General features: G+C 73.9%; 13 protein-coding genes. 12 read left to right on the top strand and 1 reads right to left on the bottom strand.

Annotated elements, in window-relative coordinates; all coding sequences use genetic code 11:
* Nucleotides 1-61: 61 nt before the first annotated feature.
* Nucleotides 62-1162, bottom strand: coding sequence for an alpha-hydroxy acid oxidase (locus WMF24_RS43725; protein WP_437733414.1), 1101 nt, complete (start codon nt 1160-1162; stop codon nt 62-64).
* A gap of 302 nt (nt 1163-1464) precedes the next feature.
* Between WMF24_RS43725 and WMF24_RS43720 the strand changes: the two genes are divergently transcribed.
* From WMF24_RS43720 to WMF24_RS43665, 12 genes are all read left to right on the top strand, one after another.
* Nucleotides 1465-2121, top strand: coding sequence for a DUF2505 domain-containing protein (locus tag WMF24_RS43720; RefSeq protein ID WP_437733413.1), 657 nt, complete (start codon nt 1465-1467; stop codon nt 2119-2121).
* Entirely contained in the window at nt 2118-4706 is a 2589-nt protein-coding gene (gene sppA, locus WMF24_RS43715) for a signal peptide peptidase SppA (RefSeq protein ID WP_437733412.1), read from the top strand. The genes WMF24_RS43720 and sppA overlap by 4 nt, the downstream gene beginning before the upstream one ends.
* Before the next feature lie 4 nt (nt 4707-4710).
* Complete coding sequence (locus WMF24_RS43710) at nt 4711-5664, top strand: ABC transporter ATP-binding protein (protein WP_437733411.1); 954 nt, start codon at nt 4711-4713, stop codon at nt 5662-5664.
* Between the two features lie 98 nt (nt 5665-5762).
* Entirely contained in the window at nt 5763-6416 is a 654-nt protein-coding gene (locus tag WMF24_RS43705; protein ID WP_437733410.1) for a hypothetical protein, read from the top strand.
* The gene (proB, locus tag WMF24_RS43700) at nt 6409-7557 is read left to right on the top strand and encodes a glutamate 5-kinase (protein WP_437733409.1); all 1149 of its coding nucleotides are present in this window, start codon (nt 6409-6411) and stop codon (nt 7555-7557) included. Before WMF24_RS43705 ends, proB begins: the two co-directional genes overlap by 8 nt.
* 146 nt (nt 7558-7703) lie before the next feature.
* Nucleotides 7704-8231 (top strand): hypothetical protein, encoded by a 528-nt coding sequence (locus WMF24_RS43695; protein WP_437733408.1) that lies wholly within the window; start codon nt 7704-7706, stop codon nt 8229-8231.
* 420 nt (nt 8232-8651) lie between these two features.
* Nucleotides 8652-9488, top strand: coding sequence for a trypsin-like serine peptidase (locus WMF24_RS43690; RefSeq protein ID WP_437733407.1), 837 nt, complete (start codon nt 8652-8654; stop codon nt 9486-9488).
* Between the two features lie 72 nt (nt 9489-9560).
* Nucleotides 9561-10199, top strand: coding sequence for a signal peptidase I (gene lepB / locus WMF24_RS43685; protein ID WP_437733406.1), 639 nt, complete (start codon nt 9561-9563; stop codon nt 10197-10199).
* 481 nt (nt 10200-10680) lie between these two features.
* Nucleotides 10681-11463: an FHA domain-containing protein gene (locus tag WMF24_RS43680; protein WP_437633919.1), complete on the top strand. Its 783-nt coding sequence runs from the start codon at nt 10681-10683 to the stop codon at nt 11461-11463.
* A 197-nt stretch (nt 11464-11660) separates the two neighbouring features.
* Nucleotides 11661-13361, top strand: a complete 1701-nt coding sequence (locus tag WMF24_RS43675; protein ID WP_437733405.1) for a DUF2169 family type VI secretion system accessory protein — start codon at nt 11661-11663, stop codon at nt 13359-13361.
* 26 nt (nt 13362-13387) lie between these two features.
* Nucleotides 13388-13939 carry a DUF3540 domain-containing protein gene (locus WMF24_RS43670; RefSeq protein WP_437733404.1) on the top strand — a complete coding sequence of 184 codons (552 nt, stop codon included), beginning with the start codon at nt 13388-13390 and terminating at the stop codon, nt 13937-13939.
* 14 nt (nt 13940-13953) lie between these two features.
* Nucleotides 13954-15078, top strand: coding sequence for a hypothetical protein (locus WMF24_RS43665; RefSeq protein WP_437733403.1), 1125 nt, complete (start codon nt 13954-13956; stop codon nt 15076-15078).
* Nucleotides 15079-15093 lie beyond the last annotated feature (15 nt).

Below are 15093 nucleotides of genomic sequence, written 5' to 3'. Positions count from 1 at the left end.
TCCGAGAGCCATTTGAGCGTGTCCATGCCCATGGCGACGCGAGCGGCCGCGGCGCGCGGCCTCACGGGTGCGCGACTCTGACCAGATCGCGATCAAGACTGCCCAGGTTCGGACAACCCGCGAGCGCCATGGCGATCGAGAGCTCGTCGCGCAGCGTCGACAGCACGCGCGCGACGCCCTCGCCGCCCAGCGCCGCGAGCCCCCAGAGCACTGGCCGCCCGACCAGCACGGCGCTCGCGCCCAGCGCGAGCGCCTTGAGCACGTCCGTGCCCCACCGCACTCCGCCGTCCAGGAGCACGACACCTCGCCCCGCGATCGCATCGGCGACGGACGGGAGGACGTCGATCGTCGCGGGCGCGCCGTCGAGCTGCCGCGCGCCGTGGTTGGAGACGATCACCCCCGCCGCCCCGCAATCGAGCGCGCGGACCGCATCGTCGGGCCGCACGATCCCCTTGAGCAGGACCGGCAGCCGGGTAAGCGAGCGAAACCATTCGATATCTCTCCACGTCAGCGAGGCGTCGTGTCGCGAGGCGATGTAGGCCGTGAGCGGCGAGCCCTTGCGCTCGACCCCATCGGCCGGGATCGCGCCAACGAGGTTCGCCATGGCGAGCCCCTCCGGCAGCACGAAGTTGTTCCGGACGTCCGCGAGCCGGCGGCCCAGCACGGGTGTGTCGACGGTCAGCATCAGCGCCCGGTACCCCGCAGCCTCGGCCCGCTGGACGAGCGCACGCGTGATGCCGCGATCCTTGTGCACGTAGAGCTGAAACCACCTCGGACCGTCGGACGCCGCCGCGACGTCCTCGAGGCTCGTGGTCGCGAGCATGGAGAGGGTGAAGATGGCGCCGAGCTCCGCGGCCGCCCGCGACGAGGCGATCTCGCCGTCCGGGTGAGCCATCCGGTGATAGGCCGTCGGCGCCACGAGGATGGGGAAAGGCACCTTCGTGCCGAGCAGGGTCGTGCTCATGTCCCGCGCGGCCACGTCCACGAGCACGCGGTAGTGGATCTCCAGGCGGCGGAAGGCGCGCCGGTTGGCCCGGAGCGTCCATCCTTCGTCGGCACCCGACCGATAGTAGTCGTAGGCCATCCTCGAGAGCCGAGCGCGCGCCGCGCGCTCGAAATCGCTCACGGTGAGCAGCGGAGAGGCGGGACGAGCATCCTGCATTGCATTCTCCTGAAGGTCCGGGGGCGCGCCCGCGGGCGCGCGCATACTGTGCGATCAGCGCGGATTTCAAGCCTGCGACACCGATCCGGTGCGCAAGCAATCCGACGCGGCAAAGGAACGTCTTGAAAAGAGGGCTCGACGCGGCGACCTGCCCGGATGGCTATGCTCCGAAAGGCGCAGCCGAGCACCTCCAAGGTGCGTCGATGCGAGCTCGGGTTCAAGAGGACATTATCCTCGTCGTCGTTGCATGAGGATGGCGCAGCAGCATTCAGGCGCATGGTCGCGCTGAACGCGGTTGACACGTGCTCTCCGATAGCGGCTATCGCGCGGTCGCCGAGACCTCGCCCCATCGCTCCCGCGCCGGCCTCGGTCGCTTCAGCAACAACCCCCTGCTCCTTCACGCGCCCGCCGGCCGCGGTGCCCCGCTCGCGACGTCGCTTCGCCGCGTGCTAGAAGGCCCCGTGCACTTCACCATCTGTCACGAGCTCGACGCGCCCCTCGACGCGGTCGAGCTCGCCGTGCTCTCGCGCGAGCTCGGGCCGCGGCTGGCCACCAAGGTCGCCTCCCTCGAGAGCGTCGTCACCGTCGAGCACGCGCTCCACCGCGGCGAGCTGCTCCGCGTCCTGCGCTTCCAGGCGAGCGCGCCGCTGCCGATCTTCGCGAGCTACCCCGTCGCGAAGGACGCGATGTCCTGGGAGGAGCGCTCGACCTACCGGCTCGCCGAGCACACGGCCACGTGGCAGGTCAGCCCCAAGGAGCAGTGGCGCAGCTACTTCCGCTCCGCGGGCACGTACCGGCTCGAGCGCCTGCCCGAGGGCCGCACCCGCCGCCGCGTCGAGGGCGACATCGAGATCCGGCTGCGCCTGCTCGGCCCCCTCGTCGAGCGCCTCGCCCTCGCCGAGGTCCAGCGGACGTACGACGCCGAAGCAGATACGCTCCGGGAGCTCGTCAACGCATGAACGACCTACTCCGCTCCGCGACCCGCCCCGCCCACCGCGCCCCCTTCGCCCGCGCCGCCGCGGCCCTCCTCGGCCTCGCCGCGCTCGCCGGCGCGACCGCCGCGCGCGCCGCGCCGGCCGACGGGCCCTCGCAGCCGATCCCCGACCCGGGCAAGGCCGTCGCCAGCAGCGACGACACCTCGGCGATCGCCGTCAACCCCGCGAACCTCTCCTTCCTGCCAGGCACCGAGCTCCGGTGGACCTGGGTCTCCACGGGCTCGACCTCGCCGCTGCCCGCCCGCGGCCACTCGATCGCGCTCGGCGTGCCGCTCTGGTTCGTGTCCACCGGCCTGCGCTTCGACTTCCTCGACCCGCCCGACGCCGCGGCCGCGCCGCTCGACAGCCCGTCGCGCTGGATCCGCTGGGGCCTCGCGCTCGACACCGGACCGAGCTTCGCCTTCGGGACGACGCTCGGCTGGGGCAGCTCCGACGCGCCGGCGCTCGACGGCTACTTCTCGCTCACGAGCGGCATCACCCTCCGGCCGTTCACCTGGCTCTCCCTCTCGGCCGTCGCGCGCGACTGGAACCGCCCCGAGAGCCGCCTGCGCAACGCCATCGAGCGCAGCTACGACCTCGGCATCGCCGTGCGCCCCGTCGACGGCCGGCGCGCCCTCGAGATCGGCCTCGAGACCGCCTACGTCGAGGACAGCGACCCCGACGAGAGCGGCGCCTGGGTGCCGCGGGCCACGCTCGGCCTGCGCGTGCCCTACGTTGGCACGCTCCGCGGCGACGTGACCCTGCGCGACCTCGCGGAGGACGGCGGCCCGAAGATCGCCGCCATGGCCGGCCTCGACATCAACGTCGACGAGCTGCAGGTCTCCGCCGGCGGCGTCTTCGGTAGCGCCGTCACGAGGAACGGCACCGGCTACTACGTCGGCGCCGCGCTCCGCAGCTTCTCCGAGCCGGGCGTCCGCCTGCCGGCCCGCGTCGTCCGCATCCGCCTCGACTCGACCCCGGGCGTCCGCAGGCACACGCGCTTCCTCCAGCAGCTCTGGCGCCTCGCCGAGGACCCGGAGGTCTCCGGGGTCGCGCTCGTGCTCCGCGCCGAGCCGGCCAGCTCGCTCGCCCACGCCGAGGAGGTCGGCGACGCGATCCGCAACCTGAGGCGCCACGGCAAGAAGGTCCTCTGCCACCTCGAGGACGCCGGCGGGCGCTCGCTCCACGTGTGCTCGCACGCCGACGCCATCGCCATGAACCCGGCGGGCGGGCTGCGCTTCTCCGGCATCTCGTCGAGCTACTTCTACTTCGGCGGGCTCCTGAAGAAGCTCGGCGTCCAGGCGGACATCGTCCGCATCGGCGCCCACAAGCTCGCCGCCGAGCAGTTCGCGCGCGAGAACGGCACCCAGGTCGGCAAGGACGACCACCAGGCGCTGCTCGACCAGTTCAACGGCGCCTTCCTCGCCGAGGTGAGCGCCGGGCGCCGCATCCCCGTCGAGGAGCTGAGGCGCCGGCTCGCGCGCGGCCCGTTCCTCGCGCAGGAGGCGCGGCAGAGCGGCCTCGTCGACCTGCTCGCCTACGACGACGAGATCGGCCGCGTCATCGAGGAGGTGATGGGGCGCTCGTCGCGCGTCGTCGACGACGCCCCGGGCGACGAGGCGCCGGAGCGCTGGGGCCACGCGCCCAAGATCGCGCTCGTGTACCTCGACGGCGACATGATCGACGGCGAGAGCCGGTCGATCCCGCTGCTCGGCGTCAAGCTCGCCGGCTCGTACACGATCGCGGGCGCGCTGCGCCGCGCGCGCGAGGACAGCACCGTCCGCGCCGTCGTGCTCCGCGTCGAGACCGGCGGCGGCTCGACGCTCGCGTCGGACGTCATCCTGCGCGAGGCGATCCTCACCGCGCGCGTGAAGCCGCTCATCGTCTCGATGGGCTCGTCGGCGGCGAGCGGCGGCTACTACGCGTCGGTCGCCGGCGGTCCTATCTTCGCGAACCGCTCCACCGTCACCGGATCGATCGGCATCTTCTACGGCAAGGTCGACGTCACCGGCCTGCTCCAGAAGCTCGGCGTCAGCATCGAGACGTTCCGCTCGTCGAACCGCGCCGACGCCGAGTCCATCTACAGGCCGTACACGGACGACGAGCGCGAGCAGCTCGGCGTCAAGGTGAAGCAGCTCTACGACCGCTTCGTCGCCCGCGTCGCCGAGGGCCGGCGCATGCGGCCCGAGGAGGTCGACGCCCTCGCGCGCGGCCGCGTGTGGACCGGCGCCCAGGCCGTGGAGCGCCGGCTCGTCGACCGTGTCGGCGGCCTGCGCGAGGCGCTCGCGGAGGCGCGCCGGCTGGGGCGGCTCTCGGACGACGCGCCCGTCCTGTCGCTCCCCGAGGAGGACACGTCGCTGCTCGGCTACGCCCTCAGCCTCGTCGGCTTCTCGGCCCAGGCGCAGGGCGAGCTCGCGAAGGCGACCATCCCGCCCGTGATGCTCGACGCCGCGCGCGCGCTCACGCCGTTCCTCGTGTTCGGCGCGGATCGGCCGCTCGCGCGCGGCGAGTTCGCCGGCGAGATCTCGTTCGGCGTCCCCCTCACCGCCCGCGAGGACGAGGAGCGCTGAGCCCATGCCGCCGACCGAGGCCGCGGCGCCGCTGCTCGACGCCCGCGCCGCGCGCATCGCCGTGGACGACGTCGTCGCGATCGACGCGCTCACCGCGGAGGCGCGCGGCGACCGCGTGCTCTGCGCCGGCGACACCGGCGCGCTCTTCGCGGCGCTCACTGGCGTGCCGTTCTCGGCCGTCCGCAGGCACCCGCCGGGCGCCGCGGCGGACGACGCCGCGGACGCGGCGCCCGGCGAGGCGCGCGTCGTCGCCGGGCGCCTCGCCGTCGCGGGCCGCGACGTCGCGCGCTCCGCCCACCGCGCGGCGACCGGGGCGGCGCCGCTCGATCCGCCGCTGCCGCTCGCCTGGACCGCGCACGACTACGTCGCCTGGGGCGCGCGGCTCGCCGGGGCCTCGCCGCGCGCGGCCGCCGAGATGGCGCCCGCCGCCCTGGCCCGCGTGGGCCTCGCGGCCGCCGGCAAGCGCGCCCTCCAGACGCTCGCGCTGCCCGAGCGCCGCGCGCTCGTCCTGGCCCAGGCGATCGCGACCGCGCCCGCCGTGCTGATCGCCGAGGATCCGCTCGCCGGCCTCGACGACGGCGCCGCCGGCTTCGTCCTCGCCGCGCTCGCGGGCGCCACCGACGGCCGCGGCGCGCTGCTCACGACGGCGCGCCTCGACGCCGAGGGCCCGCGGGGCGTCCTGGCCCGCGGCGCCACCGACGTGCTCGTGCTCGCGGGCGGCGAGCTCGCCTTCTCGGGCACGCTCGCGGAGGTCGCCGCCGGGGGCCGCGTCTACGCGCTCACCGTCCGCAGCAACGCCGAGCTCCTCCGCGAGGAGCTCGCTGCCCGGGGCATCCCCCTGCGCGGGGGCCCGGCGCGCTTCACCGCCGCCCTGCCCGAGGGCGCGACCACCCGCGACATCGTCCTGGCCGCGACGCGCTGCCGCGCCGCGATCGTCGAGCTCATCCCCCTCTTCTGAGGTCCGCCCGACATCCCCGCGCCGCCTCGCGCCCCCGCGCCGCGCGCCGCGCTCGCCACTGTTCGCCACCCGCCGGGCGGCGTAGTACCGTGCGCGCGATGTCATCCGAACCCGCCGCGAACAAGCCCTCCGCCGCTCAGGTCACCCCGGGCGGCCCGCCCCCCGGAGGCCGGCTCGCCATGCTCACCGCGTTCGCGGTGGGCGCCTCGTGGATCCCGGTGCCGGTGCTCCCCGACCGCATGCTGGTGCGCATCCGCGGCGCCATCGCGCAGGACACCGTCGCGCGCCACGGCCTGAGCCTCACCACCGACGCGCGCACCCTGCTCGCCCAGCCCGCCGCCGACCAGACCCCGATCCGCAAGGCCGCGCAGCTCGTCACCAAGGAGTTCCTCCGGCGGCTCAACCCGGCCCAGGCGCTCGCCTCCGCCGCGCGCGGCCTCGAGGTCTACGCCCTCGGCCACCTGCTCAACCGCTACATCACGCGCGTCCGAAGGACGAGCGCCGTGCGCATCCACGCCGACGAGGCGCGCTGGATCCGCGACGCCGTCGACCGCGCCGTGCGGCGCTCGCTCTCCCCCTCGCTCCGCCCGGACGTCACCGTCCTGCCGAGCGGCGCCGAGGATCTGCGCGACGAGTTCACGCGCTGGATCGACGCCTTCCTGCTCGCCGGCGCCGCCGCCCCCGAGTACATCGAGCGCCGCCTCGACGCGGCGTTCGACGAGATCGCCGCCGCCGGCCTCCCCCATGATTGACCCCGAGGATCGCACCGCCACGAACGGCGCCGCCGACGGCCCCGCCGCGGCGGAGGGCGACGCGCAGGGCGCGCGCGCCGCGCTCAAGCGCTGCCGCCGCATCATCGTCAAGATCGGCTCGAAGAGCCTCTCCGGCGACGCGTGGGACCGGCTCGCCGCCGAGGTCGCCGCGCTCCGCGGCCGCTCCGGCCGGAGCCTCGTCATCGTGTCGAGCGGCGCCATCGCGCTCGGCGTGGCGAAGCTCGGGCTCAAGGCGCGCCCGAAGGACATGGCGTGGCTCCAGGCCGCGGCCGCGGCCGGCCAGAGCGTGCTGATGCAGCGCTACGAGGAGGCCTTCGGCAAGGTCGGCCTGCTCGTCGCGCAGGTGCTCCTCACGCACGCCGACCTCGCCGACCGCACCCGCACGAACAACGCGAGGAACGCCCTCGCCGCGCTGCTCGAGGCGGGCGCCATCCCGATCATCAACGAGAACGACGCCGTCGCGGTCGAGGAGATCAAGTTCGGCGACAACGACCAGCTCGCGGCGATGGTGACCCCGCTCTGCGAGGCCGACCTCCTGATCCTGCTCTCCGACGTCGAGGGCCTGCTCGACCGCGACGGGCGCCGCGTGCCGTTCGTGCGCAGCGTCGCCCGCGAGGCGCGGCACCTCGCCGGCGGCTCGACGTCCGGCGTCGGCACCGGCGGCATGGCCAGCAAGGTGGAGGCAGCGCGCCGCGCCACGCTCGCGGGCTCGCACGTCGTCATCGGCGCCGCGCGCGAGCCGGGCATCATCACGCGCATCGTCTCGGGCGAGGACGTCGGCACCCTCTTCGCCGCCGTCCCGCAGCGGCTCAGCGCGCGCAAGCACTGGATCGCGTACACGCTGCGCCCTCGCGGCGCGATCCTCGTCGACCGCGGCGCCGCCGAGGCCGTCGTGTCGAAGAACCGCAGCGTCCTCGCCGTCGGCGTCCTCGGCGTGCGCGGCACCTTCCTCCCCGGCGACGCCGTGGCCGTCTTCGACCCCGACGGCGCCGAGATCGCGCGCGGCCTCGCGCGCATGTCCGCCGGCGACGCCGCGCGCATCGCCCGGAAGAAGCGCGACGACGCCGGCGACGACGTCGTCGTCCACCGCGACGACCTCGTCGTGCTCCCGAGCGAGTAGCCCCGCCCCCCGGCCGCGCTGCATGTAGGCGCGCCGCCCACCCGTCTGCGCGCCCCGCGACGATCGCGGGAACCTCCGCGCCGCGCCGCTGTCGCTCCCTCCCGTCGGCTCGTTCGGCTTTGACCGCTGCTTCCGGGAGGTCGGGGATGCGCTTCGGACTGTTCGTCGCCAACGGCTTGGTTCTCGCTGGGGTCGCCTGGACCGTCGGGCTCGGTCCGAGCGTGAAGGCCTCGCGGCTCTTGCCGCAGCACGCCGCGGCCGCGCCCGGCGAGCTCGCGGCGCTCGAGGCCCGCTACGCCGAGCGCCGCACGCCGGAGACGGTCACGGCGCTCGCCGCGGCGTACCTGGAGCGCGATCAGCCCGGCCTCGCCTCCTCCGCCCTCGACGCCGCGCCGCGCGAGGTGCGCGCGCTCCCGGAAGCGTCGCACCTCGCCGCGCGGGCGCTGCTCCGCCGCGGGCGCGTCCGCGACGCGCTCGCCGCGGCCGAGCAGGCGTCGGCGGCCTGCAGGACCGGCGCCTGCCCCGCCTGGCTCGAGGCGAAGTCCGCGCGCCAGCGCGCCTTCCTCGAGCAGCTCGTCGCCGCCGGCGTCGAGGACCCGCAGGGCGATCCGGCGGCCGCGCGCACCGCCTACGAGCGCAGCGAGAGCGAGGTGCGCCTCGTCGCGATGCGCTGAGCGCGCCGCGCACGACGCGAACACGATGGATGCGGCGGAATCGTGCTGGGCACACGGGCACGTGAAGAGTTCTGCCCGGACCCAATGGTTCTGATCTGGCTGAAAGCATTGCAGTCCGCCGGGCGCGCGCTGGGGAACTGGGGGAATCCGGGGGAATCCGGGGAAGGACAACGCGCTCGTGACGATCAGGCGACAGCGCCTGGGCGCCTCGGCGGGCGTGACGAACGTCGAGGTCACCTCCCAAGCTTGGAAACCCTGTCGTTGTCGAATGACGGTTACCGCCTTCTGTCGTAGCCTTGGGTCTTGCTCGGCGCGTCCGCACCGGGGGCGCTGTCCGATGGAACAACCGGTTGCGCTTGGGAGGGTCTCCCTCAGGTGGAACAGCCGCAAGCTCGCACGCGGAGCGTCCTGGCGACCGCATTGAGAGGGTTTTACCGATGCGGCGCCGCGGCCCTCGCCGCGCTCGCCCTCGCCGCCGCCGCGGGCTGCGCGCCGCCGATCACGAACGCCGGCCTCGCGATCCCCGCGGCCAAGCCGGGCCAGGAGGAGCGCCTGGTCCAGCTCCGGCCGCCGTTCGAGCTGGCGACGAACGAGGACGCCATCGTCCGGATCGTCACCGACGTGACGTGCACGGGGACGCTCATCACCGAGGACCTCGTGCTCACCGCGCACCACTGCGTCGCGGCGCGCGACGAGAACGGCAGGACGCTGCGCCGCGACCAGGAGCCCGAGGCGATCTCGATCGAGCTCGGCGGCGACCACCTGCCCTGGGGCGACGTCACGGTGCGCGCGGTGGTGTCGCCGGACTGCGGGTACACCTCGGGCGAGGGCGACATCGCGATCCTCGTCCTGTCGCGCCGGCTGATCGGGATCCCGACCCTCATGCCGCGGATCGAGGCCGAGCCGGAGCCGAAGGAGCAGGTGACGCCGTACGGCTTCGGCCGCTGCGCGCTCTCGCGCGATCCGATCCACCTCGTGCCGCGGCTCGGCGGCGCCATCGACGCGGTGAGCAAGGGGCACTTCGTCGCGACCGCCTCGATCTGCCCGGGCGACTCCGGGGGGCCGGCGCGCAGCGACCAGGGGGGCGACGTCGTCGGCGTGATCTCGTCGAGCGTGATGGACGGCGACGAGCACACGACGGGCACCTCGTACTTCAGCCGCCTCGACGTCTGGCCGGAGCTCTTCTCCGCGGCCCGCGAGATCGCGGCCGGCGCGAGCCCGAGCGAGCTGCCGCCGTACCGGAGCTGCCTCCGGTGACGGCGCCGCGGCGTCCGCGCGCCGCCCTCCCCTGCCGCCCTCGGCCGCCGCTGCGCTAGGCTGCGCTGTCGCATGCGGAAGCTGCTCAACGGGCTGCTGTGGATCCTGGGAACCCTGGTGGTGATCGGCGCCGTGCTCCGCGCGCTGGTCCTCGACGTCTGGACGGTGCCGGACGACCCGCTGCTCGGCGCCTCCATCGCGCCGAGCCTCGCCCCGGGCGACACGGTCGTCGTGCTGACGCGCGGCACGCCCGGCTTCGGCGAGCTCGTCCGGTGCCCGGATCCCGAGGCCCCCGGCAGCCACATCGTGGGCCGGATCGCGGGCGTGCCGGGCGACACGGTCGAGGTCGACCACAGCGCCCTCCTCGTGAACGGGCACCGCTACGACGCCGAGGTCGCGTGCGCCGAGCCGAGGCTGACCCTCACCGACCCGGCCACGGGCAACCCGGTCGAGCTCGCGTGCGACATGGTGATGATGGGCCCCGGCCTCCACCTCCGGGCGACGGGGCGCAAGCCCCCGCTCGAGCGCCGCCACCGCGTGGAGGTGCGGCCCGACACGGTCTTCCTGCTGAGCGACAACCGGAGCTACCACGACGACTCGCGCGACTTCGGCCTTCAGCCGCGCGCCGCGTGCAACCAGCGGATCGTGTTCCGCCTCTGGGGCGGCGGGGGCTGGGGCGACGCCCAGCGCCGCTTCACCTTCGTGCGCTGATCGCTTGACCCCTCCGCTCGTCGACGTCTAGAACCGTGGGTCTCTCCACCCGGGTCCGGGGATCCAGCGCGCCTCGCGGGCCGGCTCCTCCGTCCGGGCTAGCCCATCGGTCGGAGGTCCGCCCCGGCGGCCTTCCACTGGCGCGGGTCGGGGAACCGCGATCCCGCGGTCCTCCAATGCACCGAGGCGACGTTTGCACACCGAGCAGCACGAGATTGGCATCGTCTGTGGCCAGTGCGATCTGTGGAGCCCGATGGGCACCGCGCGTTGCCCTGAGTGCGCGAACGACCTGGCCCTGTTCACGGCGCGCCGGGCGAGCTCGCCGGCCATCCCGTCCCGGCGCTCCCCGACGCCCGCGGCTGGCAGCGCAGGCGGAAGGGCGGAGGCTCGGCTCGACCCGACGAGCTCGCGCGGCCAGGGGCGAGGCCCCAAGACCACGTCGTCCAAGAGCGAATTTGCGGAACTCTCCCAGGAGGAGCTGATGGAGCAAGCCCGTAACTACGTCTGCCGTTCCTGCTCGAGCGGTGTCCCCTCGGGCCACAAGTTCTGCGGGAGGTGCGGGACGGCGGTCCCGCCCGAGATCCTGAGCGCGCAGACGCTGTTCTTCGGGGACATGCAGAACCCGGCGAAGGCGAAGCTGATCCTCATCCGCGGCGAGGGGATGGACGGCCTCTCCTTCCACCTGAAGGCCGAGCAGCACATCGTCGGCCGCAACGGGCAGCTCGTCTTCCCGGACGATCCGTTCGTCTCGCCGAAGCACGCGAACTTCTTCTACCGCGACGGCAAGCTGGTGGTGCGCGACGAGGGCTCGCTGAACGGCGTCTACATCCGCGTGCGCGGCACGATCGACATCACGCCGGGCGACACCTTCCTCGCGGGCGAGCAGCTCTTCCGGCTCGATCCGACGCCGCGCGCCTCCGACGGCCAGGATCCGGACGGGACCTACTTCTACTCCTCGCCGAAGCACCCGAGCCCGTTCCGCCTGACGCAGGTGCTCCAGGGCGGCGCGGTCGGCATGACGGTCTGCGCGCGCGGCACCTCGCTGCAGATCGGGCGCGAGGGCGGCGACCTGAACTTCCCCGTCGACCTGTACATGTCGGGCTCGCACTGCCGGCTCGAGGAGCACAACGGCAAGTTCACGCTCACGGACCTCAACAGCCGCAACGGCACCTACGTGCGCATCAAGAGCGAGCGCGAGCTCGCCCACGGCGACTACCTGTTCATCGGCCGCAAGCTCCTGCGCGTCGAGCTCAACACGAACTAGCGCTGGCCCGCGGGCGCCCGGCCAGGAGGCGCGGCCCGCGCGCCGCGTTGTGGCGGCGCTCGCGCGGGCCCCGGACGCGCACCTCGGCCGAGCACCGGGCACCGGCGCCACGGCGTGCCTGCTAACATCGGCGCACGCCGGTCGACCCGGGCGCGCGTGCGCGCCGGTGCGATCTCCTCCCGGAGGACCCCTCGCCCATGACCACCCCTCGCTGGCCCCTCGACGTCCTCCGCGCTGGACCGGTCGCCGCGGGCGTGAAGCTGTGGCGCAGCCGTGGGCAGCTCCATGTGACCGTCATCGCCAAGGCCACCTTCGCGATGCTCGCCGGCGGCGAGGCGCGGCAGATCGAGCCGCTGGAGCTGATCCAGAGCGAGGTCTACACGCGGGGGCACCCGATGAAGCCGATCCTCGCTGCGAGCGAGCTCGCGCCGTGGCTGGAGCGCGCGGAGGTGGTGCTCATCGGCCACGCGTGGGCGCCGGGCGGGGCGCCGGTCCGGCGGATGCCGGTGCGGCTCGCGATCCTGCGCGGGGCGGCGGCGCTGGTCGACAAACGGATCGAGGTCGTGGGCGATCGGACGGCCACCGCGGCGTCGCCGGCCCCGGAGCCCCAGCCATTCGTGAAGATGCCGATCGAGTACCAGCGCGCCTGGGGCAAGCTCGGCGATCCGGAGAACCCCTTCGGCGTCGGGGCCCTCGAGGACCCGCACGGCAGGACCGCGCTGCCCAACCTGCTGCCGCCGGACGGGCGGCGCGCGCCGATCGGCCTCGGGCCGATCCCGCCGTTCGTGCCGAGCCGGGTGCGCAGGCTCCGCGGCGTCGCGCCCACCGAGCTGGACGGGATCGCGACGATCCCGGACGACTTCGACTGGTCGTACTTCCAGTCCGCGCCCGCGGATCAGCGCTTCGACCGGGTGCTCGGCGGCGAGCAGATCGTGCTGGAGGGCCTGAGCCCGCAGCACCCGGTGCTGGCCACGCGACTGCCTGCGCTGCGGGCGCTCGCGACGATCTACCTGCCGAACGGCGTGCAGCGGTGGGTGCTGCTGACGGGCGACATGCTGATCGTGCACCCCGACGCCGAGCGCTGCGCGGTGGTCTTCCGCGGGAGCTTCCAGGTGGCCCAGGAGGAGGCGCTCCCCGCGCTGCGCGTCGCGGTGGGCGTGGAGGTGGGGGGGCAGCCCGTGCCGTGGCCGGACGTCACCGAGGTGCTCGCCAGCGCGCACATCGCCGCAGCGGCGACGGCGGCGGAGCACGCGATGTCGAGGGACTGGAGCACCACGGTGAAGCTCGATGACGAGGACATCGTGGACGCGCCGGTGAGCGCCGCGGCCGCGCGGGAGCACCCGCTCGTGGGCACGCTGCCGCTCGCCGACGCGGAGCCGCCGCCGGGGATCGCGGCGCGGGCCGCGTCCTCGTCCACCGCAGAGCAGGGGGCTCCGGGCCGGGGCGGCGCGGCGGGCGCGCCGTTTCCGCTCGCCCCCGCGGGGGCGAGCGGCGATTGGAGGAGCGGCGAGCCCCCGGACGCTCCCTGGGCGGCGGCGCGCGCGACGGCGACCCTGGTGGCCGCGTCACCGCTGGAGGGCACGATCGATCTGGGCGAGACGGCCTCCGCGCCGCTGGAGGGCGCGATCGACCGGCACACGCCGGCCGCCGCGCCTGCGCCCGCCGCCGCGCCTGCGCCTGCGCCCGTCGCCGCGCCTGCGCCCGTCGCCGCGCCTGCGCCCGTCGCCGCGCCTGCGCCCGCGCCCGTCACCGCGCCCGCGCCCGTCGCCGCGCCTGCGCCCGTCGCCGCGCCTGCGCCCGCGCTCCTGCCGCCCACGCCGGCCCCGGCGCTGCCCGCGCGGAAACAAGAGCGGCCCGATCTCGTCGGGAGCCTCTACAAACGCTTCCTCAAAAGCTGAGCCGGAACGACGACGGAGGGACCATCATGTCGGAGGGAACCGTGGTTCGAGAGCGCGCCGCGTCCGTGCGGGCCGAGGAGTACCTGGGGCCAGCGCACGTCCTGGAGGCCCGCGGACAGGCGGTGGTGATCGAGCTGCCGGAGGGGGAGAGCGCAGAGGCGACGATGGCGCTGGCGATCCCGTATGCGCCGGCCGTGGGCGACGTGCTCCTGGTGATCGGCCGTGGCGGGCGCTTCTATGGGATCGGCGTCCTCCACGGGACGGGCAAGACGACGCTGGAGCTCCAGGGCGACGTCGACGTCCGGGCCGCGGGCGGGGCGCTGCGGCTGTCCGGGGACCGGGGGGTGGAGCTCCGGGGGCCGGAGGTGGACCTGCACGGCGACAAGGTCAGGGTGTTTGCGGGGTCGCTGGTGCAGAAGGCGGCGTCGCTCGTCCAGCGCGTGACCGACCTGTTCAGCCTGCACGCGCGCGAGAGCCACACCGTGGTGGACGGCTCGGCGACGACCAGGGCCCACCGCGCGACGGTGCTGACCGAGGAGACGATGACGATCAATGGGAAGGAGATCCACCTCGGGTAACAGGGAGGAGGCGCATGAAAAAAGCCCGGCGGCTGAGCCACAACGGGCACAAGCTCGGGACGGATGCCGCGACCGAGACGGAGGGCGGCGCGGCGACCATCCGCAATTCACGATCGATCCAGACGAAAGCCGAGACCCGGACCGACGCCCCCGACGCGAAGGAAACCGGCGAGACGAAGGACGAAGAGAGCGAGCCCGAGCCGCCGAGCCGCAACACGCCAGGCTCCGTGCTGGATCTGGCCCGGGATAAGACGGTCGAGGCGTACCGAGCGTCGTTGGATCGCAGCGACCACACGCCAGAGTTCGAGATGCTCGACGTCGGCCCCAAGCAGCGCGACGCTCTGCTCGATCTGGCGGAGCGTGTCGTCGAAGAGGCGCGCAGGACGATCGCCGAGGTGACCGCTCCGCCCAGCGCGGGGCTGACGTGGTGGCCCTACAAATCCATCAACAAGCGAAACGACACGAGGGACAAGGTACGTCAGAAAGAGCACTCTTATCCGGCGTGGGTCAACGCACGGCAGCTGGCGTACTCGACTGCCAGGCAGGGCACGTCGCCGCTTCACATGAGCATGGACCAGGTGCGCGCCTTTGGAGCTCGGGTCGCGCAGGCGAAGGTCGGCAATTGCCTGGAGCTCTCCGCGTTGGCGATATGGCTCCTCTCCCGCCCGGAGGAAGCCCACGGCGCGAACGTGGACATGGTGCGCCTCGGCAAGCGACTGCCCACCGCGGATAACGGCAACTTCGCGAGCGGAGATCACGTCTTCGTCGTCCTGAACCCGCCGGAGGCCGACGAGAACGGGAGATACCCGGGCAACTTCGACGACTGGGGCGAGGCGATCATCATCGATCCATGGGCGAACATCGCCTGCGAGGCGCGCGACCTCCCGGAGCGATGGAAGGAGAAGATGCGGAAATGGGCGCGCAAGGGGAAGGAGATCGACACCGTGACGAAGCACGGCGCGCGCACGAGACCGCCCGACCAAGAGCCCTGGATCGACGGCATCGTCGTGTTCGAGAAGATCTCGGTCACGAAGTCGCCGGAGCCCGATCCGCCCCCCGCGAGCGGGGCGACCGCCACGCACGACGCGGAGGCGGGCGTTCATCACGATCGGCAGTGCGCCATGTGCCGTGTTATGTGAGCGCGGGACCGGCCT

This window comes from Sorangium sp. So ce1335 (genome assembly GCF_051521615.1).
Taxonomy (GTDB): domain Bacteria; phylum Myxococcota_A; class Polyangia; order Polyangiales; family Polyangiaceae; genus Sorangium.
This window is presented reverse-complemented; position numbering and strand designations above follow the sequence as displayed.